We start from the raw sequence: 22,612 nt of genomic DNA, 5'->3' as shown, positions 1-22,612 counted from the left end.
GATGTCAGGCGGCGGCTGCCGGGGTCAGGGGATCGGTGGGCGTCAGATGCAGATCGTCGGCATCGCGGGCGGGGTCGCGGCTGCCGATCCAGGAGGTGAGGCCGAGGCGCGTGTCGCCGTCGAGCCGCGCCTGCGGCACCTCATCGCCGCGCAGGACCAGCGTCAGATCCCAGTCGAGCGCGAGGCCGACATAATTACGGACCACCGCGCTCAGCCGGTCGAGCGCGGGCGTCCCCGGCAGCAGCCGGTCGTAATCGGCGCGCGACAGCGGCCCGATGCGCAGGCGGAACGCCGCGGCACGCGACCAGACCCGGCTGCCGATGCAGGTGCCCTCGCCCAAAGCGACCGGGGCGCCAAGCTGCCAGCAATCGCCGGGCTCCAGATCCAGCCAGAGGCCGGCGAATTCCTCTACCTCGACCCCGGTGCCGAAAAAGGCCGAGAGCATGGCGCGCAAGCCCTCGGCATGGCGCGGCCCCGGCGCGAGGAACCCGGCGAAATGGCGTTTCGCCAGATCGGGCATCGCATCGCGGTCGCGCAAAGCGGCGCCGCCATAGCCTGCCAGAGCGGCGATCTTGCCCTCAATCCTTCCGCCGGCGCCGCGGTCCATATCCGCGGTGGCGCGGCCGGTGGTCCAGGCCCGGTAGAAAAGCTGCGCGAAGCGGTGCACCAGCATGTCGGTGAAGGCGACCATGGTCGGATCGCGGTGGTTCAGCACCCGGTCGCGGGCGTAATCGGTCAGATGCAGCGGCAGCGGCCCGTGCGGCCCGTAAAGCCCGAAGGCCTGCTGGCGCAACTGGCCCGGGCCTTTGCCGGGCGGGCTGAACTGGTCGATGGTCGCGGGCGGAAAGGCCAGCGACGGGTCCTGGCCCAGGCGGAAGGCATCCTCCTGCGGGCGGCGCGACTGGCCCAGACGGGGCCGGCCGGCGAACTCCGCCTCGATCACGCGGAGCGCCTGGAAGAGATGCCAGCCGAGCGGCGACCGGACCAGCCGGTCGTAGTGACTCAGATCACCCGCCCCTGCCCTGTCCTTGGTCGCCATCTGGCAATTTCCCCTCTCTGGCTGGTTTCCAGCACGGTTTCGGTAAAGCTGTTGATCGAGACATGGCGGCGCAGAAACGCCTCCAGCACCGAGGCCAGGACGTAGGTTCCCGTGCCCTCGAAGGCGCCTTCGTCCATCTTCAGCCGGATCTCCAGGCCGCGCAGCGCGGTCGACAACAGCCCGTCCGACATCCGCCGCACGATGGGCCGGGTGGCGACCGATATCAGCCCCTCGGCCTGTTTCTGAACGGCGCGGTCGGCCTGGGGCGCGTAAAGCGACAGCATCTCGCGCAGCGCAGCCGCGCCGTTGCCGCCGGGTGTGTCCATGATCGACAGATAATTCAGCCCCAGATGGCTGACGATCTTCCAGGCCGCCTCGCCCTGGGCCAGCGTCGGGCGCGGCCGGGTCGGCGCCACCGCCACCAGGATCGAGGCGACCGGCCCGCCATCGGCGAGATGAAACAGATCCTTCGCCCCCGACCCCAACAGCAGCGGCAGATCGCGGTTCGAGACCAGCGCCCGCACCGCAAGCTGCTGGATGCCCGGCGGCCAAGGCGCCATCGAAGGGTCGACCAGCGAGAGGAAGATCTCGGACCCCAGATAGGAACTGCGCGAGCCCACCAGCCGCTCGCGTTCCGAGCGCTGCCGGAAATGGCGGTGGATCTGGTAATAGGCCGGATGGCGCGATCCGGCGGCGCTCAGCTCGTCGGTGGAATAGAACGGGTGGAAGGCGACATTCTCCTGGCCCTCGCCGCTGATCCCGCTGACCGAGAGCAGGCCGTGCACCTCGTAATCTAAGGGTGCCATCCGGTCGGGCACCAGATGATGCTCGGTCTCCGAGGGCGAAAGCAGGATCCGGTCGCAGCGTTTCTCGAACAGATTGACCGCGGGCACCGCGAACAGGGTGAAAGCGTCGGGGGCGATGCCATGCGCGAGTTCAGCCCGCCCCTCGCGCAGCAGGATATAGAGATCGACCTCGGAGCCGGTGGCGCGGGCGAAACCGGGGGACAGCCCGGTCAGATCGAAGAAATGGAACCGCTCGGGCAGCGCGAAATATTCCTGGAGCAGCCGGTAGCCGTCGAAACTGGCGCGCGGCGTGGGCAGAAGCGCCTCTTCCGGTGCAAAGCCGCGCGGCTCGGCCCCGCCCGCAAGCGGCACCACCCAGTCGTCGCGCCGGTCGGTCGAGCGGGCGACAAGGCCGCTGGTCCCGGCGCAGATCGTCTCGTGCAGGATCCAGCCGCTGACGGCCTGGCTGCCGGGGAACAGCGTCAGCCGGTCCAGAGGCAGCGCGCCGATGGCGCCGCCGTCGGTGCGCCGCAGACGCAGCCGGATCGCGGCGCGGGCTTCGGTGGTGCCCGCCACACCCGCGGCGACCAGCGCGCCGCGTCCGTCGATATATTCCGCCTCGGCGATTACCAGCGGCCAGAGCGTCAGATCGGAGGCGGTGCGGAACTGGCAGGCGGTCTGCTGGCCGTCGCTGATCGCGGCGCGCAACAGGCTGTGGCGCGGCAGGACGAACCCCTCGGCCAGCGCCGGACTGGCCGCATCGGGCACCATCGAGACCACGGTCATCGAAGGCGTCGGCGCCAGGTAATGCGGATAGACGATCTCGCACAGAGCCGAGGTGAAGGCGGGATATTGCAGATCAAGCTCAAGCTGCACCCGGGCGGCGAGAAAGGCGCTGCCCTCCAGCAGCCGCTCGATATAGGGATCGACCACCTCGGTCCCGTCCATCCCGAGCCGCGAGGCGATCTTCGGATAGGCCCGCGCGAATTCGACGCCCATCTCGCGCAGATAGGCCAGTTCGGCTTCGTAATGGCGCAGGAGCCGTGGATCCATGCTCAGCCGCTCCGCGAGATGACGGCTTCGCCGGTGGACATATCGACCTTCGTGCGCAGGTAAAGCTCGGCCGGCAGGGGCTGGGCCCAGAGATCGGCGCGGATGTCGTAGATCAGATGCGCGGAACGGTCGCTTCCGCCGCCGCCGACGCGCACGTCCAGGGTGCCGGACTTCAGCCGCGGCTCGTAAAGCGCGATCGCGCGCAGGATCGACTGGCGCAGCGCGGTGGCGCGCGCCGCCCCCGCCGACATGCCGGAAATGCTGTCGAGCCCGTAGTTCAGCGTGGATGTCGCGGCATGGGGATAATCGGTCAGATCGAGGCCGGAATTGGTGGTGTTGATCAGCCAGGACAGATCGCGCAGCACGATGTCGCGCAGCCGCCGCATGTCGATCAGCCAGTCGTCGCGGCTTTCGGTCGCCGAATCGCGCCTGTCGTCCGTCAGCCGGTCGAGCAGCGAGGGTTGCAGACGTTCGGTGATGGTCAGATCCGCCATCGGATCACTCCCCCGGACCGAGGCGCAGCGCCCGGATATCCATCAGCGCCAGATCGCCGCCATCGGTGGAAAACAGCCGCTGGCCGAGGCCGCACCAGGTTTCCCCGCCCGCATCCTGCCATTCGGTGGCCAGCGCCAGTTTCGCCGCGCCGTCGCCCCGCGCCGTGGTGCCCGCATAGCGGGTGGGGATCATCGCCACGCTCTCGCCGCCATTGGCAAAGCGCAGCCGCGCGGGCATCCAGACCTTGTCGCGCAGATCCTCGGGCGGATCGAGCTCCATCGAGGTCAGCCGGTTGAACGGCACCCAGTAATATTTGCCGTCGATCACCGCCTCCAGCACCGGGCCGAGCCGGCTGTCGGCATCAGCGATCCAGCCGAAATCCGTGCCGTTCAGGCTGCCGGGCGTGGCGGGGGCGGAATCGAACGCCCGGGCGCGCAATTCCGCGGCCTGCGGGATGCGGCCCTGGCCCAGGGCCTGAAGCGATTCCAGCAGCAGCGCGATCCAGTCCTGCGGCTCGCCGAAGACCAGCGGGCGCTTTTCGCCGGCAAAGACACTCTCGCGGAAGACCTCGCAGATGATCGCCTCGCGGTAGGCTTGGGCCATGGGAATGGCCAGCGGGTCGAGTTCGGCGCAGAGTTTCAGCTGGGTCACGGCGCGCTGCCAGTCGCCCTGGACGCAGAGAAGCTGGAACAGGAAGATGCGCAGCTTCGCATCGCCGGGCCTGCTGCGCACCTGCGCGGAAAGCGCCGCCAGCGCGGCGTCGGGATCGCCCGCCTTCAGATGGGCAATGGCATCGGGGGTCACGGCCGCCTCCGCGTTTGAGATTGCGCCGGGGCCCCGGCTTCACGCGCCCGGGCCCCGGCCTGCCGGATCACCGCCTTTCGCGGAGGATCAGCCGGCCGCGTTGCCGGCGATGTCGAAGGTGAAGTCCGGCTTGTCGCCCGCGGACCCGTCCTTCTTCTGCTCGACATATTGCATTTTGACCTTGGCGAAATTGATCGTGACATTCTCGGTCAGACGATCCTCGCCGCCGCTGCCGCCGGTGCTGACCGAGGTCAGGATGCAATCCGACATCGTGATGGTGATATATTCCAGCGGGTTGCCGCCGGCCTTGCGCACGATCAGCACGATTTCCGGAATATGGGTGCCGAGGCAGACGAATTTCAGAATGTCGGGGCTGCCGAGATCCACCCATTTCGTGATGGAAAGATCCTGCACATTGGCCTTGCCGGCCCCCTGGCCGCCGCCCATATGCGCGCTGCCCGAATTGCTGGCGCCCCAGGACCAGGCCAGCACGTCGGTCTTGCCGGCATGGGCCTTGTCCTTCGACTCGCCTTTGATGTCGCCAAGCTTGATGAATATGTCCATCGCCATTTTCAGTCTCCTCATCCAACTGAAATTGTTGAGATTCCCCCCGGCGCGACGGTCATTCGCCGCGCCAGGCCTTCAATATCAGGCCTTCTCGCTGGGCAGTTTGGAGACCAGCCGCAGCGAGACGCTCAGACCTTCAAGCTGATAGTGCGGGCGCAGGTAGAAGCGCGAAGCGTAGTAGCCGGGGTTGCCCTCGACCTCGACCACCTCGACCCTGGCTTCCGCCAGCGGCTTGCGCGCCTTGTCGTTCTCGGAAGAGGTGGCCGGATTCGGATCGACATAATTGCGGATCCAGCTGTTCAGCCAGCTCTCCATATCCTCGCGGCTCTTGTAGGAGCCGACCTTGTCGCGGACCATGCATTTCAGGTAATGCGCGAAACGGCAGGTGGCGAAAAGATAGGGCAGACGCGCCGCCAGATTGGCGTTGGACGTGGCGTCCGGGTCGTCGTATTCCGCCGGTTTCTGCAAGGACTGCGCCCCGATGAAGGCCGCCACATCGGTGTTCTTGCGATGGATCAGCGGCATCAGCCCGTTCTTGGCCAGTTCGGCCTCGCGCCGGTCGTCGATGGCGATTTCGGTCGGGCATTTCATGTCCACGCCGCCGTCGTCGGTCGGGAAGGTATGGGTCGGCAGCCCCTCGACCGAGCCCCCCGATTCCACGCCGCGGATCCGCGAGCACCAGCCGTAGAGCTTGAAGCTGCGGTTGATGTTCACCGCCATCGCATAGGCCGCATTGGTCCAGGCGAATTTGGAGGAATCGCCGCCGGAGACATCTTCCTCGAAGGCGAATTCCTCGACCGGACTGGTCCTGGCGCCATAGGGGCGACGGCCAAGGAACCGCGGCATCGCAAGGCCGAGATAGCGGCTGTCGTCGCTTTGGCGCAGGCTTTGCCAGGCGGCATATTCCGGCGTCGACATGATCTTGGTCAGATCGCGCGGGTTGGACAGTTCCTGCCAGCTCTCGAACTGCATCAGCGAGGGGTCGGTGCCGGTGATGAAGGGCGCATGCGCCGCCGCGCCGATCTTCGCCAGTTCGCCCAGCATTTCGACATCCGGGCCGGAATGGTCGAAATAGTAATCGCCCACCAGACAGCCATAGGGCTCGCCGCCGAGCTGGCTGAATTCCTCGGTATAGATCTTCTTGAACAAGGGAGACTGGTCCCAGGCCGCGCCCTTGAACTTCTTCAGCGTCTTGGCGAGATCCTTCTTCGAGATGTTGAAGACCCGGATCTTCAGCTGCTCGTCGGTCTCGGTGTTGTTCACCAGATAATGCAGCCCGCGCCAGGCGCTTTCCAGCTGCTGATATTCCGCGTGATGGATGATCTCGTTGACCTGGGCCGAGAGTTTGCGGTCGATCTCGGCGATCATCGATTCGATGGAATGAACCACATCGTCCGAGATCAGCCCGGTATTGGCCAGGGCCTGCTGCGCCAGGGTTTTCACCGCCTCTTCGACGGCGGAGCGGGCCTGATCGGTGCGCGGCTTGAATTCCTTGTTCAGAAGGCTCGCGAACTCGCTTTCGGCGACGTCCGCGGCACCTGCGGCAACCGCGGCGGAGGTTTCCTGCTCAGCCATGGATCACTCCTCCGTTTCGGCAGGTTTCGGAGCGGCGGCAAGGCTTTGCAGCAACGCCGCGTCGTTCATCGTCTTCGAGATCAGATCCTCGGCGCCGGGCTTGCCGTCCATATAGGTGACCAGATTGGCCAGCTGGTTGCGCGCCTCCATCAGTTTGCGCAAAGGCTCTACCTTTTGCGCAATGGCGCCGGGCGAGAAATCGTCCATGCTCTCGAAAGTGATATCGACCGAGAGATTGCCTTCCCCGGTCAGCGTATTGGGAACGCTGAAAGCTGCGCGGGGCGCCATCGCCTTAAGCCGGTTGTCGAAATTGTCGACATCAATTTCCAGGAATTTGCGGTCGGCAATTCCGGGCTGCGGCACATTGGATTTACCGGCGAGATCCGCCATGACGCCCATGACGAATGGAATTTGAATCTTCTTTTCGGCACCGTAGAGTTCGACATCATATTCAATCTGCACGCGCGGCGCCCTGTTGCGCGCAATGAACTTCTGAGAACTTGACATGCGTCACTCCCTGATTGGCCGGTTTCCCGGAATGCCGGATTGTTCACCCTGAAACAGGGTCAGTCGTCGTCGGTCAGACCGCCAAGCGAGCGGACATTGTCCACCCCGCCCGGCGCGACATCGCGCATGATGGTAAGGAAATCGGCACCGATCAGCCTGCGGGCGCGCTGCAACAGGATCGGCAGCGGGCTGGACGGTTCGTGTTCGGCGTAAAAGGCGATGATCCGGTCGAGCGCGGCGCGCACATCGGCGGTGGAACTGATGGTGCCGGGCGCCGCCTGGGCGCGCGCGGCGGCCGGAGCCGGGGCGCCCGCCTCTTCGGCCGGGGCATCGGCATCGGCGGCCGCCCCACCCCCCAGCACCTCCGAGATGCGGCTGACCGCGCGGCGCAGATGACGGTCGAGCGGGGTTACATCCGGCCCCCGCCCCGGGGTCTTTTCATCGAATATCCTGTTGATTCCAGACAGATCCTGCCGCGCCTTCTGCAAGGCGGCCAGCCGTGCCGACAACAGCGCGGTATCGGTGTCCTTCAGCGCCGCCGCCACCGAAGCCGGATCCACCCCGGCGCCGTCCGAAGGGGTGATCTCGCCCGAGGCGATCAGCACATCGCGCAGATTGATGCGCCCGAAGGTCACGCTCTGCGCCAGCGGCGCCAGCAGCGCCCCGCGCAAAGTGGTGTCGGGATCCACAAGGCCAAGCAGCGCATTGATCCGCGCGGTGGGATCGTCGTCGTCGTCAGCATCAAGCAGCGGATGACAACTGCCCCACCAGCGATCCAGCATTTCGCGGATGAATTCCAGCGCGGCGGCAAAACCCTCGAATCCTTCCAGCCGCAATTTCGCCTGCGCCAGCCAGACCGCCGCGCGCAAATCATGCGAGCGCTCCAGAATGGCCAGAGCATATCTTTGCACTGCCGGATAATCGGGATCCTCGGCGGGCAATATCTCATTTCCGGCCTGGCGCTCACCCACGAACCGGGTGGCTTTTTCCAAAGCCAGAAACTCTGAGTCATATTCAAGATCGGGGCCGCTCGGGTCGGAATTGTCCCGGGCTTCCAGAAGCGTGGCAAGCGACATCTAATTCAGGCTCGGCCAGCGTTACATTTGATACTACACACCAACGCGGAAATGCTGACAGCCAACTTCCCCTGCGTCAAGAAAATATATTCCTGCAATAATTCTTTTTACCGGCAGGCCGGAGCCGCCTCAGCCCGAGAGCGCGGACGCATTGAAACCGCCACTGCGCCAGCCCGCCAGAGCCGCATCAAGCGCGGGTCCGGGCGTGCCGTCCGCCGGGCCGTCGTAAAGCCCGACCCGCGCCAGCCGCTCCTGCAACGAGGCCAGCGTGTCGGCCCGCCAGTTCCCGGCCTGGGTCGACAATTCACGCAACAGCGCGCCATCATCCGAAGCCACGCCGAGCAGAAGCTGCACCGCCGCCCGGCCCGGATCGCGCGCGACGCCCCGCCCCTCGTCCAGCAGAACCGCCGCGGCGCGGTAGCCGCGGGCCTCGCCCTCGCGCGCGGCGCGCTCGAAGAGCGGCAGCGCGTCGGCAGGGTCGCCGAAACTGCCCTCCTGCGCCAGAACGCCCAGGTTGAAGGTCGCGATCGACGAGCCGGCCTGCGAGGCCTGCTGCATCAGGTCCAGCCCGCGCGCGGCCTCTCCGCCGCCGCCTTCCAGCAAGGTCACCGCCAGGTTGATCGCCGCATCGGCGCTGCCCGCGGCGGCGGCCTGCTCATAGAGCGCCAGCGCCCCGGCCGGATCCTGCGCAAGGCCGTCGCCGGTCTCTTTCAGCAGCGCGAGCGAAACCATGGCGCGCAGATCGCCCCGTTTCGCCGCGGTCTCATACAGTTCCACCGCCCGCTCGCGCATCCCCGAGGCGGCATAGGCCCGGGCCAGCAGCGCCACATATTTCGGCTGTTCGGGATAATCCGCCATCGCCTGAGAGCAGACCTGGATCGCCTGGGCGCCGTTCTGCGCCAGCAGTTCATAGGGCGCGCCCGGCGTGGTCTCAGTCCGGTCGCGCGGATGGGTGGCCAGCAACTCGCAGCGCCGCGCGGCGCCGGCCTCTTCGTCGGCCGGCAGTTCCGCCACCATCCGCCGCGCCTCGGCGGCATGCGGACCTTCGGGATATTGCGCCAGATAGCTTTCAAACAGCGTGCGCAGCCGGGTGCGCTGCGCCAGATCCCAGAGCTGATCGCCGTCGCTGTCGCCAAGACCGCGCCGCGCGCCGCCCTCGCTGCGCCCCGCGAGCAGCACCAGAACCTCGGAGACATGGGCGCCGTCCGGGTAGCGCTCCAGATACAGACGCAGCAGATCCGGGTCGGCCGAACGGGTCGCGACCTGGTAGAAGATCGTCTCGGCCGAAGCGGTGGGCGGGCCTTCGTCGAAGCGGAACTGCCGGGTCAGCGACGAGCTTTCCCAGGGAATCTGCTGGCCGCCGGTGCGCGCCACCACATCCTTCCTGACCGAGATCATCATCTCGCTGATATCCTGCTGCGGGGTGCGGATATGGGTCAGCAGCGCCTCGGTGAAGGTGCCGTTGCGCCCCTCGCCGTCATAGGCGACCGCACCGGGCTGGGTCGCATAGGCGATCAGGAAATCAGCAGCACTCCCCACCCGCGCAAGCCCGCCCGAATCGTCGCGGTCAAGATCCAGCGGATTGTCGCGGCAGGCGTCCAAAAACAGCAGCTTCAGCCCCGGCGCCTTCCCCAAAGCATCCAGCACCCGGCCAAGCGGCACCGTCTGCGAGACCACCCGGTCCGCCTGGGCCAGATTCACATCGACCGGCACCAGATAATTCTGCTCGGACACCTGAAAGGCGTGACCGGCGAAGAAGAACAGCACCACATCCGCCGTGGCCGCCGCCGCGCCGAACTCGCCGATCAGCGTGTCCATCTGGTCCTGGCTCTGGTCGATCCCCAGCATGACCCGGAACCCCAGCCCGTTCAGCGCCGCCGCAATGTCGTTCGCGTCGTTCGAGGGGTTGTCCAGCGCGGGGGCGGTTTCGTAACCGGCATTGCCGATGATCAGCGCCAGCCGGGTCTCGGCCGAAAGCGGTGCCGCGGCCAGAGCGACCGCGAGAGCGGCCCCCGCCAGCCGGAAGAAAAGACCGCCGGGCTTAAAGCCCGACGGCACGTGCAAGAACGACATCTGCTTTCTCGACAGTGGCAAGGATGATCTGTTCCTGCCGGGCATGAACGCGCGCCAGGTCGGGGTCTTCGGCGCGGATCAGACCGATCTGCTTGCGGATCTCGGTCTGGGCGGTGTCCAGCACCGCACCCGCTTCGGCCAGGGCGTCGCGGCGGATCGCGTCGCGCTCGGCGTCGGTGGTGGCGGTGGCCAGCCGTTCGACGGCGCGGCCGCGCGCCGCCTCGATATCGTCGCGCGCGGTGCGCAGGATCGCCGAGACCGACTGCATCGAGGGCGGCAGGCTGGCGGACAATTCGTCCAGCGCCGAGGAATAGCGGTCGAGCGCGCGGGTCAGACAGGCGAGGATATCCTCGGCCTGGCCTTCCGATTGCGAGCAGGATTCCAGCATCGCCTCGACTTCTTCCGAAACCGCGATCAGATCGGCCAGAGCGTCCCCGCCGTCATCCTTCACCTTGCCGCCGACGGCCGGAACCACCGGAGACGGATCGAAAATGCCGCCGGTGATCACATCGGGCGGATTGGGCGGACCGGGGATCGGGACGACCACCGGAGGCGGAACGGAGGCAGACATCCCGACGGTCAGGGTCCCCGGCATATAGGTGATGTCGTAGTTCGAGGTAACATCCCCGCCAACGCCGCTCACCGCCGCATCCTGCACCAGGATGGTATAACTGCCGGGCTCCGCCTCGGGGGCGGTGCCGTCGCTGCTCAGTGCAGCCGCGGTCAGCGCATCCTCATATTGCAGCCCCGCGACCGTCACATCGTCCAGACCGAAGGTCAGATCCTCGCCAGGGATCCGGGTGAGATCCCGCGCGGTGACGGTCAGCGCGGCGCGGTCGATGGTCAGCGTCGCCGCCGCACCCGAAACCGCGAAAGACAACCCGCCCGCCGAAACCAGCGTGGGCGTCGTCGAGATCGCATAGCTGCCCGCATTGCGGGTGCCCGCGGGAACGCTGAAGATCCCGGTGGCATCGATCGTGTCGCCCTCCTCGCCGAAGAGATAGAGGCCGATCCCGTAGACCGCGCCGCTCAGGGCCGGCAGCCCGAGGCCGTAGGTGGTGCTGGCATTCCCGGGCACCGCCCAGAGCACGCGGTCGATGGTGTAGAGGCCGGGATACATGGCCGAAACACCCGCCGCCGCCATGCGGCCCGGCGCCCAGGTGCCGGTGAAGCTCCAGCCGGTCGCCGCTGTCATGAACTGCGCCGGATCCTGGAATTGCGCGGTGGTCAGCCCCATGCCGCCCGCCGACACCGCCTGGCCGGTGGCCCCGGTATCCCAGAACGAGGAGATCACCGAGGCGCCGATGCCGGTCGCACCAATCATCCCCCCGACCTGGACCAGTTCCGACGTGCCGGAATACAGGACCGCGCCCGCCGCATAACTGCGCGACACCGACCCCACATTGCGGCCGACAAGCCCGCCCACCCCGCCGAACGTGGCCTCCGTCACGGTGACCGGCGCCAGCGAATAGGAATCCGCAATGGAATCGTAATTGTAGCCCACGAGGCCGCCGAAGGTTTGCAGCCCGCCCCCGGGCCCCTCCACATCGGCAAAGACGCTGCCGGAGCTGCGCACCCGGGCAATCGCGCCGGCATTGGTGCCGACGGCGCCGCCGACCTGGGTGGTGCCGTAGCCGGTGACGCTGACCGCCGCCTCCGAGAAGGAATCGCTCACGCTGCCGCCGGACTGCTCGCCGACGAGGCCGCCGATGCTGGCATAGGTCTCCGAGTGAGTGCGCGGCAGCTCAACCGTGACGTCGCCGTTCACGAAGCTCGCGGCAAGGGTTCCGGCATTGCGCCCGATCAGCCCGCCGGCCGAGAACGTGCCGGCGATGCTCAGATCCAGCGCGGCGGTGGCCGAACTGCCGGTCACGCTGCCCGAATTGTAGCCCAGAAGCCCGCCCATGGCGCTGCCGCTGCTGACGCCCGGCAGGGTGAGGGTGATCTGGCTCTGCGCCGTCGCATCGGTCACCGAACCAAGGTTGTAGCCCGCGATCCCGCCCGCGTAGATCAGCCACTCCGAGCCGATATCGGGCTGGGTGATGGTCAGGCTGCCGCCGGCGGACACCCGGGCAAGCGTAGCCGCATTCTCGCCGATCAGGCCGCCCGCCACCCAGCTGCCCTCGCCGGACAGGGTGATCTCTGCCTCGGCCTGCGAATCCGTGATCGTGTCGCCCGCGCCGGTCACGCCGACCAGCCCGCCCACCGCCGAGGCGGTGCCGCCAAGCGCGGACAGCATGACCGGCGGTGAGTAGTCGTAACCGTATGACGACGGCAGAATGTCGATCAGCCCCGAAAAGCTGCTGCCGGTGATCGTGCTCAGCCCGCCGGTCTCGCCCACGAGGCCCCCGACCGAGATCAGGGAATCGGGATCCCAGCCAAGGCCCATGACGGTGATCGCGGCATCCGAGGTCACATTGTCGAAGGTTGCGTTCCGGGCCTCTCCGGCAAGGCCGCCATAGCTGCCGCCGAGCGAGCCGCCGTCGTTAACCTCGAAACTGCCCGAGAGGGTGATGTCGCTGAATATGTTGCGCGCACCGCCGCCCAGGGCCGCGCCGACCAGCAGACCGCCGGTCTCGTCTTCCCCGCCTTCGGTCCGGCCCGACCAGAAGGTGAAATCGAAATCGCGCAGCACCAGGTTTTGCAGCGTCGCGCCCTGGATATAGGCGAACATGCCCGCAACATGGTCCGAGACCCACTGGTGAAGGCCGGTGATCGCATGGCCGCCTCCGTCGAGACTGCCCGAGAACGCCGGACCCCAGGCGGCGATGGAGAGGAAGCCGCGATAGACCCCTTCATAGGGGTTCCAGAACCGCGTTCCGCTGGCGTCGATATCATTGCCCAGCAGGTAATGCGCCGCATCGAAACCCACCGAGCCCAGCCCCTGCAAGCCATAGACATCGGTCAGGATATAGGGGCTGGCCGCGGTGCCGTCGCCACCCGTGGCCCGCAGGAAAGAGGCGTTGGAAGAGATGCTGAAATCGATGGCGGAAAAGCCGGGCAGATCCGCCCCCAGCTGGCGCCAGTTCGAATCGTATTCCAGCCAGAAACTGCCCACATCCACCGCGCCGGTCGCGGTGATAAGCTGGCCCGAAACCGACAGCCCGCCCCCGGGCCCGGTCAGATCCGCGCCGATCGTCAGGGTATCGCCGGCCCAGAGCGCGAGAAAATTTTCGCCGGTCCAGCTGATCGGCGCGCCGATCAGGATATCGCCGCCCGCCTCCAGGCTGACCGAGCCTTCAGGGCCCGACCAGGACAGCGGCGCCGAAACGAAGATGTCGTTGCCGGCGCTCAGCCACAGGCTGCCATAGCTGCTCTCGCCGGAGGGCCAGGTCCAGGACAGCGGCGCGTCGATGTAGATATTGCCCTCGTCGCTGCCAGTGTAGTCGCTGGTGTCGAAGCTGTAATACCCGCCCATCTCCAGCATGTAGACGATGTCGCTGGCCCGGACATGGGTCAGATCGCTCGCGTTGAAATCCGCATCCGAGACGATGCGCAGGTTTCTCGGGTCGAACAGGGCCTCGCCCGCGCGGCCCTGCGGGGCGGCCAGATCGATATCGGTGCTGCGCAGCGCCAGATAGTCGCGGCCCGAGATTTCCACGAAACCGCCGTCGCCGCCCTGATCGCCGCCCCGCACCGAGACCGAGCCGCCGAACCAGGTGGTGCCGTCCGACCAGAGGATGATCCGCCCGCCGTCGGCGTCGCCGATCCCGTCGGCGATCAGCCGGCTGGTGGCGTCGATGGTGGTGCGGTCCGAGCGCGGCAGATCGCCCGAGCCGCGGTAATCGCCGCCGATGCGGATCGAGCCGCCGCCGCCGGTGCCGCTGGCATCAATAGTGGCGCCGGAAAGCCCGATCTCCGCGCCGGTGATGGTCACGTCGCCGCCGCGCTCGGGCCGCGGCGGTGGCACGGGCGAGCTGTCGATCACCGCGGAGGAGCCGCCGCTGACATCCACCCGCCCGGTGACGCGGACGGTGCCGCCGCCCCCGCCCAGGGTGACCCGGCCCGACACGCCCGAAACGGTGCGCGCCTCGACCACGCCCGACAGGTTCACCGCATTGCGCGCCGCATCGCGCGCGGCCGCGGCCATGATCTCGACCACGCCGCCATCGGCCGAGATCGTGCCGCTCTGCTCGATCAGCGCCAGCAGCTCATCGCTGTCCCCGGGCGGCAGCGCGACCTGGAGGAACTCATCGCCGCCGATGTTCAGCACCGCGCGCCGTCCCGCGCCGAGGCCCACCGTGCCGAAAGGCACCCTGATCGTGCCCGAATTGGTGACCTGGCCGCCGATCAGCGCGGCATAGCCGCCGGGGATGATGTCGATCCTGCCCTCGTTCACCACCGCGCCGGGGGTGTCGCCGGCAAAGCGCAGCCGGCCCGCCATGAAATCCTCGGTCGAGATGTCGAGGGTGGAGCCGACGAAGCCCGCCGCCTCGATCCGCCCCTCGGCGCCGATCACGATGCCGTTGCGGTTGACCACGAAGACCTGGCCGTTGGCGCCGAGGAAACCGTCGATCCGGGTCACGCCATCGCCGGTCACCCGGTTCAGCAGCGCCGAATCGGCGCCCGGCTGGGTGACGAGGAACACGCTGCCCGGCGCGATGGAGAAGCTGCCCCAGTTGATCACCGCCATGGTGCTGGTCTGGTCGACATACATCTGCCCGCCGCCCGGCGCGGTGATGGTGGCATTGCCGCCGACCACGGTCGGATCGGTGGGCAGAGACTGCGCGAGGCCCACGCATGGCACCAGAGCGGTGCCGGTCAGCAGCGCCGCCAGCAGCCCGGAAAATCGGCGTCTTTCAGAAGCGGAAAGAGCCGACGATGGTGAAACGCTCAGGATCTTCGCCGTCATGATTGCGGTTTCCTTTGCCATATTCGACTCTCAGCGATGCGGAGGAGAACCTTGGATCGCGCACGAGGAGAAGATCGACCCCAAGGCCGAAAGAGCTTGCCGAGGTGCTGGCGTGTTCCAGCGCGGTCGGATTTTCCAGTTTCACCTCGCCGGCGGCGGCGAAGAGATAGGGATTGATCAGCAGCGGCTTGCCGTAAGCCTCGGTCTGGAAGCTGCGCGAGACCTCGCCCCGCAGCAGCCAGCCGGAATCGCCCGACAGATCGCCCTGGTCGAAGGCCGACAGCCCCTGCGAGGTGGTGACGCCGAACTGCTCGCCCGACAGCAGCGGATCGCCGAACGAGGTCTGGGCCCGCCCCGCAAGCGAGATGCCCCAGTTCTCGGCCAGCGGCCTGCGGTAGCGCAACGAGACCTCCAGCTTGCGGAAATCGGCATCCGCCCCGTCACGCGACAGCGGCAGCAGCGGCCCGGCATCTGCCGCGCTGCGCGCCCCCAGCCCGTCCACGCCCGCCGAGAGGATGATCCCGGCATCCAGCGCCCCGCCGTCGTCGAACTGGCGGAACGCATCGGCCGAGAGGCGCAGCACCCGGGTCTTGTCGAGATAGAGGCCGAACGCGCCGATCCCGGTCACCAGGTCCTGGCGGTCGCTCTGGATATCCAGCGCGGCCTGGACCGAGAGGTTGCGCTTCACGCTGCGGATCACCGGATAGAACAGCCTGAGCGAGACGCGCCCGAATTCCGAGGTGGTGGTGGCGCCGCTGGTTTCCGGCTTCGTCCTGGAACTCGCGGCCTCTATCCCGAAGGTCAGACCGTCGTTGCCGAGGGGAAAGACCGCGCCGCCCGCGATGGTGCGCAGGCGCGGATTTTCCGAGAACCAGCCGTCCGAACCCGCGCGCGGATTGCCCGAGGCGCGGAAATAGAACACCTCGCCGCGCCCGAGATAACCGTTGAGTTCCACCCCCGCGCTGAGGTTCAGCGGCCCCAGCCGGTCGGAATAGGTGTTGTCGAAGCCGACGAAGCCGGTGGTCGAGCGGAACTTCGGATCGAGGATGATCACCGTGCCGCCGGGCTCGCCGCCCTGCGACAACGCCGAGCCGAGCGCGACGCCGAACACGTCGCCCGCCAGCAGCAGGCGGCGCTCGATCTCGTTCATGCGCAGGCCGGGGCGGCCGATCAGCGGATCGGTCAGGCCGGCGATCCGCCCGCGCAGTTCGGGCGGCACGGCGGTGGTGTCGATCTTCTCGACGAAACCGTTCACCACCGACAACCGCAGCGCCCCGCCGTCGACCAGGGTCTGGGCCGGAATGACCACCCGCGCCAGCACATAGCCCTCGCGCGCATAGGCGGCCTCAAGCCCGGCGGCGGCGGCGAAGATCTCGGACACCGCGATCCGCTTGCCGGTCAGGCGGCGGCGCAGGGCTTCGGTCTCAGCCTCGGTTCCCGGCAGCGCCCCCTGGAGGCTGACGCCGGAAAGCTGAATCGAAAGCCGGTCGGACCCGGCGGGGGCAGCGAGCCCGGGCGCCCCGGAGAACACCAGCGAGCCGGTCATCCTTTGCAGGGCCGGGCTGTAGCTGTCCTCGGTGATCTGCCCGGCGGTCTGCGCCATGGCCGGGGTCACGCTGAAAACCGAAGCGGCCAGCAGGCCCGCGCAGATTGCCCTTTGGAAAAGCGTCATGCATCCATGCCTGAGGCCGAAGGCCCGGTTGTGTGGTGAATACCGAAGACGTTACGTCAATTGAGCCGTTCGGGCAAATGTTTCGTCCTGCACATGTCATTTGATTTGCGCGCCCTTCCAGGCCGGAATCCGGGAGGCTTGCGGGGGCGGCGTTTCAGATGTCCGGTAAAGCGGGCGTCCCGGCTCGGATCCATGGGATTAACGGTCTCTCCTGACCAGGCCAGACCCCGCCCGATACCGCGCGGCAATAGGGATGCGGATCGGGTTCATGCGGCATCTCTGCCACCAGGTTTGAGACCGGGCGATCCCGGCCGGGCTGAAGGCGCGCTGGCGCAGGATCGCATCGGCCTGCCGCCCGGTCCGCAGCAGATTGACCGGGATCGCACCGTCAGAGGTGGCGGTGGGCAGGTTCACCTTGCCGGGCGCATCGGCGTAAGCAAGACCATAGTCCCCCGCAGAGAGCGGTGCCGCCTTGTCTTTCCGTCGCCCGGTCCGCCCCGCCAGGGCGGTGTCAGAACTCCGGTTTACAGATCCTGCGAAAAGCCGCCGTCTGGCCGGTGGAGAAGCTGTCCCGCGGCCAACCGTGCCGGAGCGGGCTTCGACACGGCCCTCAGCCGCCCGTCCCCGCCGCCATGATCCTGAAGACGCAGGGATCGGTCACCAGTTCCGGCGCCGTCTGGCACAGGCCCTGCGCGACCTGCCAGGCGGAAAGCACCTTGGGCACGTAATCGCGCGTCTCGGCATAGGGCGGCACGCCGCCGTTCCTGCGCACCGCGCCCTCGCCCGCATTGTAAGCCGCCAGCACCATCAGCGGATCGTTGTCGAATTCCTTCAGAAGCCAGCCGAGATAGGCCACGCCGCCTTTGATGTTCTGCGCCGGATCGGTCGAATCACTGACGCCGAAACGCTCGGCGGTGGCCGGGATCAGCTGCATCAGCCCCACCGCCCCCGCCGTGGACACCGCATCCTTGCGCCCCGCGCTCTCGATTCCGATCACCGCCAGCACCAGCGCGGGCGAGACATCGGTGCCCACCGTGGCCAGCAGGATGTCGCGGCCGTAGATCTCGGCCATGGTCTGCATCGACTGCATCCTCGGCGCGGCGACCCGCGCACCGCCCGGCCCCTGCGACAGCGCCGCCATCGCGGCCGGGAACCGTCCCGCTCCCTGAGCGATGCCCGGCGGCACCAGTTCCCAGAACCAGGCGTAATCCGAGGCGGGCGCCGCCCCCGGCGCCTGCGGTTCCGCCGCATCCTCTCCGGCCGGCTTTTCCGCGCTTTTCAGCGCCGGATCCTTCCAGGCGGTCGCCGCCAGCCGGCGCGCCTGTTCCGCGGGGTCGATCTGCACGGTGATACGCTTGCCCGCCATCATGTCGCCGACCTTGACCCGGCGGAAGGTGAAATCCTCCTGCTCGGCGGCCGCAGAGCCGGGAATCGCGGCCGCAACCAGAATCAGCCCGATGACGCCTGTGGTTATCCGCATCCGAACGATGCCTGCCCGTTGTTCTTTTCCCGGAAGAATCGCAGAGACCGCGCCGCCGACAAAGCGGATTCGGCCCTGAATCGTGGCAAATCTGCCCAATTTGATCGAAATGCCACGCCGCCGGGCGGGTTCCGACAGCCGTCCGACACACCCATACAAATTATTTACCATTAATTTTCAGCCGGATAGCAGCAATTCCTGCCCCTGAACCACCCTGGCCCGAAAAAGCCCCGACACTTTCCCAAAGGTGCCACGATTGGGGGGCCATATACACCCATCCCGAGCGGAACAACGGAACGGAACAGAGGCCGACCGAAAGACCCCGTGGCGGATAAGAGTGAACCTGAGCACCTTGAAAGGGACAGAACCATGACCATGATGAATCTCGTGAAGCGCTTCCAGAAAGACGAAGACGGCGCAGTGACCGTTGACTGGGTGGTGCTGACCGCCGCCATCGTCGGCCTCGGCCTGATCGTGATGGCCGCCATCCGTCCGGGCATCTCGGGCCTGGCCGCCAACATCGGCACCGAACTCAACGGCTGGGAAATCGGCGTGACCGGCCTGCCCCAGTAATCACGGGCAGATTTGCCGAACGATCTGCCGGCAAATGGCCGCGCCCCAGCGGGGCGCGGCTTTTCCGATGCCGGGACCGGCCCTTGCGGCAAGCGGTATCTGCCGCAAAAATAATGCGGGCTTCTCCTGCTTTCGCCGCAATTGTCTGCGAACGGTCTGTGGCGGTCCGGGCTGGCCGAATGCCGGCCCCGGGGAAACCGATCGCCGTGCGGGACTATGGATCGCGGCCCGGATGCGGCCGGGGCATATGCCGCCAGGTAGCATAAGAGGTGTGGAATGCGAGCGATATTCGGCCTTGTTCTGGCCCTTGGCGTGGCCCTGGCGGGTTTTGCGGTCTATATGGCCCAGGGCTATATCGGCCAGAGCGAGGCACGCCTGAGCGCCGCGCTTGAGCTGCAGAGGGCGACCGGGAAACTTGTCCAGGTCTATGCTCTGGTGAAGCCGGTCAAATACGGCGACCCGATCAGCAAGGAAAACGTCCGGAAGGTCTGGCTCCAGGAACAGTTCCTGCCGACCGGCACCTTCAGCGACGAGGCCGTGCTGTTTCCGCCAAACAACGAGCGGCAGCGCTTCGCCATGCGCTCGATCGAGGCGAACGAGATCCTGCTGGCCAGCCGCGTGACCGAGCCGGGCCAGGTGGCCGGGCTTGCGGGCAAGCTGGATCCCGGCATGAGCGCCTTCCAGGTCCGCGTCAGCACCGCCACCGGCGTCTCGGGTTTCGTGATGCCCGACGATTATATCGACATCTACTGGACCGGCGCCTCGGGGAATGGCGAGGTGACCCGGCTGATCGAAAGCGCGGTGCGGGTGATCGCGGTGGACCAGTCCTCGGACCAGTCGCAATATACCGCCCGCGATGCCCAGACCCTGACCATCGCCGCCAGCAAGGAACAGGTCGCCCGGCTTGCCCAGGCCCAGGCGACGGGACGTCTGGCGATGTCGCTGGTGGCCTCATCGGCGGATGCCGCAAACGGGCTGGTCGAGATCGACCGCAACGCTTTGCTCGGCGTCGAAGTCAAAGAGGCGGTCCAGGCCGAAGCCGCCGAAGTCTGCACCATCAGAACCCGCAAGGGCAGCGAGATTCTGGAAATCCCGATCCCCTGCACCAACTGAGCGGCCGGAAATTTCCCCCGGCCCGGCTGCGGGCACCACAGGATTTTGCGCCCGCCCTGGCGGGCTTTGCCTGGAATTGGTTGCCTGTTGCAGGTTATCCACATCAAAAACCCCGGACAAGGGTTTGATTCTTGCAAAAAAATGCATCTTCCGGCACTTTGGGCATAATCTGAGGGCGACAAGACCCGTAACGAGGCGTGATCGAAAGGGCAGATCACATGAGCATTAAGATCACATTTGCGGCCGGCATTATCGGCCTTGCGGTGGCGGTATCTGGAACGCATCCCGCATCGGCCGAAGTTCTTCGCGTCATGTCGGGCCAGGCTGCCAGCGCACTGAACGTCCCGATGAACCGCGCCGTCGTCGTGGAAAGCGACGTGGCTTTCGCGGAACTTTCGATCGCGAACCCCGGCATTGCGGATATCTCAACGCTTTCTGACCGTTCGATCTATGTACTGGGCAAGGCCCCGGGCCGCACGACGCTGACGCTTCTGTCGCCGGACGGCAAGCTGATCTCGAACGTCGAAGTCCAGGTCACCCCCGACATCGCCGAGTTCAAGGAACGGCTGCGCCAGATCCTGCCCGGCGAGAATATCGAGGTGCGCACCGCCAACGACGGGATCGTGCTGTCGGGCACGGTCAGTTCCACCGCCAAGCTCGACCGCGCGCTGGATCTGGCCAGCCGCTACGCGCCCGACCGGGTGTCCAATCTGATGGTGGTCGGCGGCACCCAGCAGGTGATGCTGAAGGTGCGCTTCGCCGAGATGCAGCGCTCGGTTTCCAAGGGGCTCAACGCCTCGATCGGGGTCAACTCGAACAGCAGCCGCGTGGGCGGTGCGATCGCGACCGGCAATATCGACGGCATCAACAACCTGTTTGCCGGCACTCCGGTGAGCACCTCCGCCAATGGCGCGCTCGGCCTCGGCTTCACCGCGGGGGCGCTGGAATTCGCGGTGCTGCTGGAGGCGCTGGAATCCAAGGGCATGGTGCGCACGCTGGCCGAGCCCAACCTGACCGCCCTGTCGGGCCAGGAGGCGAAGTTCCTCGCCGGCGGCGAATATCCGATCCCGGTCGCGGCCGGCGACGGGGCCATCGCCATCGAATACAAGCCCTTCGGTGTCGAGCTGAACTTCACCCCCTATGTGGTGGACGGCGACATCATCAACCTTCAGATCAACGCCGCGGTCAGCTCGCTCGACGCCTCCACCTCGGTCGAGACCAACGGCTTCGCGATCAACGCCTTCAAGCGCCGCGAGACCTCGACCACGGTCGAGATGCGCGATGGCGAGAGCTTTGCCATCGCGGGCCTGTTGCAGGACGATTTCCGCAACACCAATTCCCAGGTGCCGTGGCTGGGCGACGTGCCGATCCTCGGCGCGCTGTTCCGTTCGGCGGATTATCAGCGCGCCCAGTCGGAACTGGTGATCATCGTCACCCCGCATCTGGTGTCGCCGGTCAGGGGCGAGGCGCTGGCGCTGCCGACCGACCGGGTCCGCATCCCCACCGAGCGCGAACTGTTCCTGTTCGGCGAAGTGGCCGGCACGCCCAAGGGGGCCGCGGGCGAAGTGGCGCGGCAGGACTTCTCGTCCTCCTATGGCTATGTGATGGAGTGAGCCATGACGGGAATCTCGAAACGCCTCGCCCTCGTCTCTGTGCTTGCCCTGGCCGCCTGTAGCGGAGATTTCCACCGCGAAATGGGAAGCGAGGTCGACAAGGGCCAGTTCGGCAATGCCACCATGCACAATGCCCTGATCCAGACGGGGCAGCTGGAATATACCATCGCGCTGGCCGAACGGTTCAACGCCGAAGTGCCCGACACGGTGAATTTCGCCTTCAACAGCGCCCAGCTTGACGCAGAGGCCCGCGCCATCCTGGACCGCCAGGCCAATTTCATCCGCCAGTTCCCCGAGGTGCGGTTCAAGGTCTTCGGTCATACCGATCTGGTCGGCAGCCAGAACTACAATTACGGCCTCGGCAAGCGGCGCGCGAATGCGGTTGTCGGCTATCTCGTCTCGCGCGGGGTGTCGAAGTCGCGGCTCGAAGCGGTGGTCAGCTACGGCAAGAGCCGGCCGATCATCCAGACCAGCGCCCCCGAGGAACGCAACCGCCGCACGGTGACCGAGGTCTCGGGCTTCGTGAAGGACGCGCCGCTGGTGCTGAACGGCAAATATGCCCAGATCATCTGGCGCAACTACACCCAGTCGGCCGAACGCATCCATCCGTCGAACAATATTGTGGCGGTGCAGGTCTCCGAATAAGGCTGACGAATCAGCAGACAGGGCCGGGCGAAAGCCCGGCCTTTTGCTGTCCGGGCACCCGTAATTCCTAAGATTGACGCTAATTCGGCCCCAATCTCGCCAAACTCGGCCCCCAGATTGCAGCGATGGGAACGGTTGCGCGGAATCCTCCGCGCGCCCGATGTCCGGGGCTGCAAGGGGTCGGGCCGCAGGATGCGGCACGTCTGCGCCCGTATGGCATCGCCGGACAAGGAACGTGAGGCGAGATGACGAGCGTGGCAACAATTCAGCCTGATCCGGCACCGGTCGCAGCGTGCACTGTTTCACGCGACGTGCAGAATTTCGAACTGCTCATCGACGAGATGGAGCGGGAAATGGGCGAGGCCTGGGGCGATCTGGGCTTCGAGGATGCGCTGATCTTCCTCGGCCAGCCCGAGGCGGCGGATCTGGAATTCATCGCCATCGCGCTGGATTCCGAGGATGAGGGCGATCTGAGCCTGATCTGCGACGTGATCCGGGCCGCGCGCGAGGCGCGGGTGCGGGTGATCCTCGTCGCCAGTCAGATCAGCCCGATGGCGCTGCATCAGCTGATGCGGCTTGGTGCCGACGATTTCGTCCCCTACCCTTTGCCCGACGGCGCGCTGCATGAGGCGGTCCTGCGCATCCGCACGCCGGAGCCGGAACCCGCCCCCGCCGCGCCCGCCCCCGTCC

The 22,612-nt window shown here is 66.8% G+C and carries 16 protein-coding genes and 1 pseudogene; 5 read left to right on the top strand and 12 right to left on the bottom strand.

Going from position 1 to position 22,612, the window contains the following annotated elements:
• Positions 1 to 4: 4 nt before the first annotated feature.
• The 12 genes from tssG to XINFAN_RS17400 form a co-directional block, all read right to left on the bottom strand.
• Positions 5 to 1,039, bottom strand: coding sequence for a type VI secretion system baseplate subunit TssG (tssG, locus tag XINFAN_RS17455; protein ID WP_124088152.1), 1,035 nt, complete (start codon positions 1,037 to 1,039; stop codon positions 5 to 7).
• Positions 1,003 to 2,877 (bottom strand): type VI secretion system baseplate subunit TssF, encoded by a 1,875-nt coding sequence (tssF, locus tag XINFAN_RS17450; protein ID WP_124088151.1) that lies wholly within the window; start codon positions 2,875 to 2,877, stop codon positions 1,003 to 1,005. The genes tssG and tssF overlap by 37 nt, the downstream gene beginning before the upstream one ends.
• A 2-nt stretch (positions 2,878 to 2,879) precedes the next feature.
• Entirely contained in the window at positions 2,880 to 3,371 is a 492-nt protein-coding gene (tssE, locus tag XINFAN_RS17445; RefSeq protein WP_124088150.1) for a type VI secretion system baseplate subunit TssE, read from the bottom strand.
• A gap of 4 nt (positions 3,372 to 3,375) precedes the next feature.
• On the bottom strand, positions 3,376 to 4,176 hold the full coding sequence (locus XINFAN_RS17440) for a type VI secretion system accessory protein TagJ (protein ID WP_124088149.1): 801 nt from the start codon (positions 4,174 to 4,176) through the stop codon (positions 3,376 to 3,378).
• 87 nt (positions 4,177 to 4,263) lie between these two features.
• Positions 4,264 to 4,746, bottom strand: coding sequence for an Hcp family type VI secretion system effector (locus XINFAN_RS17435; RefSeq protein ID WP_124088148.1), 483 nt, complete (start codon positions 4,744 to 4,746; stop codon positions 4,264 to 4,266).
• 78 nt (positions 4,747 to 4,824) lie between these two features.
• Positions 4,825 to 6,318 carry a type VI secretion system contractile sheath large subunit gene (gene tssC, locus XINFAN_RS17430; RefSeq protein WP_124088147.1) on the bottom strand — a complete coding sequence of 498 codons (1,494 nt, stop codon included), beginning with the start codon at positions 6,316 to 6,318 and terminating at the stop codon, positions 4,825 to 4,827.
• Positions 6,319 to 6,321: 3 nt separating this feature from the next.
• The gene (gene tssB, locus XINFAN_RS17425) at positions 6,322 to 6,825 is read right to left on the bottom strand and encodes a type VI secretion system contractile sheath small subunit (protein WP_124088146.1); all 504 of its coding nucleotides are present in this window, start codon (positions 6,823 to 6,825) and stop codon (positions 6,322 to 6,324) included.
• Between the two features lie 59 nt (positions 6,826 to 6,884).
• Positions 6,885 to 7,901 (bottom strand): type VI secretion system protein TssA, encoded by a 1,017-nt coding sequence (tssA, locus tag XINFAN_RS17420; RefSeq protein WP_124088145.1) that lies wholly within the window; start codon positions 7,899 to 7,901, stop codon positions 6,885 to 6,887.
• Positions 7,902 to 8,030: 129 nt separating this feature from the next.
• The gene (locus tag XINFAN_RS17415; protein WP_124088144.1) at positions 8,031 to 9,974 is read right to left on the bottom strand and encodes a caspase family protein; all 1,944 of its coding nucleotides are present in this window, start codon (positions 9,972 to 9,974) and stop codon (positions 8,031 to 8,033) included.
• Positions 9,943 to 14,826, bottom strand: a complete 4,884-nt coding sequence (locus XINFAN_RS17410) for a two-partner secretion domain-containing protein (protein ID WP_160144651.1) — start codon at positions 14,824 to 14,826, stop codon at positions 9,943 to 9,945. The genes XINFAN_RS17415 and XINFAN_RS17410 overlap by 32 nt, the downstream gene beginning before the upstream one ends.
• Positions 14,774 to 16,498 (bottom strand): ShlB/FhaC/HecB family hemolysin secretion/activation protein, encoded by a 1,725-nt coding sequence (locus XINFAN_RS17405; RefSeq protein WP_124088142.1) that lies wholly within the window; start codon positions 16,496 to 16,498, stop codon positions 14,774 to 14,776. The genes XINFAN_RS17410 and XINFAN_RS17405 overlap by 53 nt, the downstream gene beginning before the upstream one ends.
• A gap of 610 nt (positions 16,499 to 17,108) precedes the next feature.
• On the bottom strand, positions 17,109 to 17,978 hold the full coding sequence (locus tag XINFAN_RS17400; protein WP_124088141.1) for a lytic transglycosylase domain-containing protein: 870 nt from the start codon (positions 17,976 to 17,978) through the stop codon (positions 17,109 to 17,111).
• 375 nt (positions 17,979 to 18,353) lie between these two features.
• On the opposite strand from XINFAN_RS17400, the gene XINFAN_RS17395 reads away from it, so the two are divergent.
• From XINFAN_RS17395 to XINFAN_RS17375, 5 genes and pseudogenes are all read left to right on the top strand, one after another.
• Positions 18,354 to 18,551, top strand: a complete 198-nt coding sequence (locus XINFAN_RS17395) for a Flp family type IVb pilin (RefSeq protein ID WP_124088159.1) — start codon at positions 18,354 to 18,356, stop codon at positions 18,549 to 18,551.
• A 276-nt stretch (positions 18,552 to 18,827) separates the two neighbouring features.
• The gene (gene cpaB, locus XINFAN_RS17390; RefSeq protein ID WP_124088140.1) at positions 18,828 to 19,664 is read left to right on the top strand and encodes a Flp pilus assembly protein CpaB; all 837 of its coding nucleotides are present in this window, start codon (positions 18,828 to 18,830) and stop codon (positions 19,662 to 19,664) included.
• Between the two features lie 218 nt (positions 19,665 to 19,882).
• A complete protein-coding gene (locus tag XINFAN_RS17385) occupies positions 19,883 to 21,277 on the top strand; it encodes a type II and III secretion system protein family protein (protein WP_124088139.1) in 1,395 nt (464 codons plus the stop codon).
• Between the two features lie 3 nt (positions 21,278 to 21,280).
• Positions 21,281 to 21,922 carry an OmpA family protein gene (locus XINFAN_RS17380; protein WP_124088138.1) on the top strand — a complete coding sequence of 214 codons (642 nt, stop codon included), beginning with the start codon at positions 21,281 to 21,283 and terminating at the stop codon, positions 21,920 to 21,922.
• 245 nt (positions 21,923 to 22,167) lie between these two features.
• A pseudogene (locus XINFAN_RS17375) lies at positions 22,168 to 22,612 on the top strand (AAA family ATPase); the annotation flags it as partial.

The organism is Pseudogemmobacter humi, assembly GCF_900609055.1.
In the GTDB taxonomy this organism is placed as follows: Bacteria; Pseudomonadota; Alphaproteobacteria; order Rhodobacterales; family Rhodobacteraceae; genus Pseudogemmobacter; species Pseudogemmobacter humi.
The sequence above is the reverse complement of the archived record's forward strand: the minus strand, read 5'-3'. Positions and strand labels throughout refer to the sequence as shown.

What these genes read in the sequence shown, in the direction of transcription:
- tssG (WP_124088152.1), bottom strand. Translation starts at nt 1,039, where the DNA reads ATGGCGACCAAGGACAGGGCAGGGGCGGGTGATCTGAGTCACTACGAC.
- tssF (WP_124088151.1), bottom strand. Translation starts at nt 2,877, where the DNA reads ATGGATCCACGGCTCCTGCGCCATTACGAAGCCGAACTGGCCTATCTG.
- tssE (WP_124088150.1), bottom strand. Translation starts at nt 3,371, where the DNA reads ATGGCGGATCTGACCATCACCGAACGTCTGCAACCCTCGCTGCTCGAC.
- XINFAN_RS17435 (WP_124088148.1), bottom strand. Translation starts at nt 4,746, where the DNA reads ATGGCGATGGACATATTCATCAAGCTTGGCGACATCAAAGGCGAGTCG.
- tssC (WP_124088147.1), bottom strand. Translation starts at nt 6,318, where the DNA reads ATGGCTGAGCAGGAAACCTCCGCCGCGGTTGCCGCAGGTGCCGCGGAC.
- tssB (WP_124088146.1), bottom strand. Translation starts at nt 6,825, where the DNA reads ATGTCAAGTTCTCAGAAGTTCATTGCGCGCAACAGGGCGCCGCGCGTG.
- tssA (WP_124088145.1), bottom strand. Translation starts at nt 7,901, where the DNA reads ATGTCGCTTGCCACGCTTCTGGAAGCCCGGGACAATTCCGACCCGAGC.
- XINFAN_RS17415 (WP_124088144.1), bottom strand. Translation starts at nt 9,974, where the DNA reads ATGTCGTTCTTGCACGTGCCGTCGGGCTTTAAGCCCGGCGGTCTTTTC.
- XINFAN_RS17410 (WP_160144651.1), bottom strand. Translation starts at nt 14,826, where the DNA reads ATGACGGCGAAGATCCTGAGCGTTTCACCATCGTCGGCTCTTTCCGCT.
- XINFAN_RS17405 (WP_124088142.1), bottom strand. Translation starts at nt 16,498, where the DNA reads ATGACGCTTTTCCAAAGGGCAATCTGCGCGGGCCTGCTGGCCGCTTCG.
- XINFAN_RS17400 (WP_124088141.1), bottom strand. Translation starts at nt 17,978, where the DNA reads ATGCGGATAACCACAGGCGTCATCGGGCTGATTCTGGTTGCGGCCGCG.
- XINFAN_RS17395 (WP_124088159.1), top strand. Translation starts at nt 18,354, where the DNA reads ATGATGAATCTCGTGAAGCGCTTCCAGAAAGACGAAGACGGCGCAGTG.
- cpaB (WP_124088140.1), top strand. Translation starts at nt 18,828, where the DNA reads ATGCGAGCGATATTCGGCCTTGTTCTGGCCCTTGGCGTGGCCCTGGCG.
- XINFAN_RS17385 (WP_124088139.1), top strand. Translation starts at nt 19,883, where the DNA reads ATGAGCATTAAGATCACATTTGCGGCCGGCATTATCGGCCTTGCGGTG.
- XINFAN_RS17380 (WP_124088138.1), top strand. Translation starts at nt 21,281, where the DNA reads ATGACGGGAATCTCGAAACGCCTCGCCCTCGTCTCTGTGCTTGCCCTG.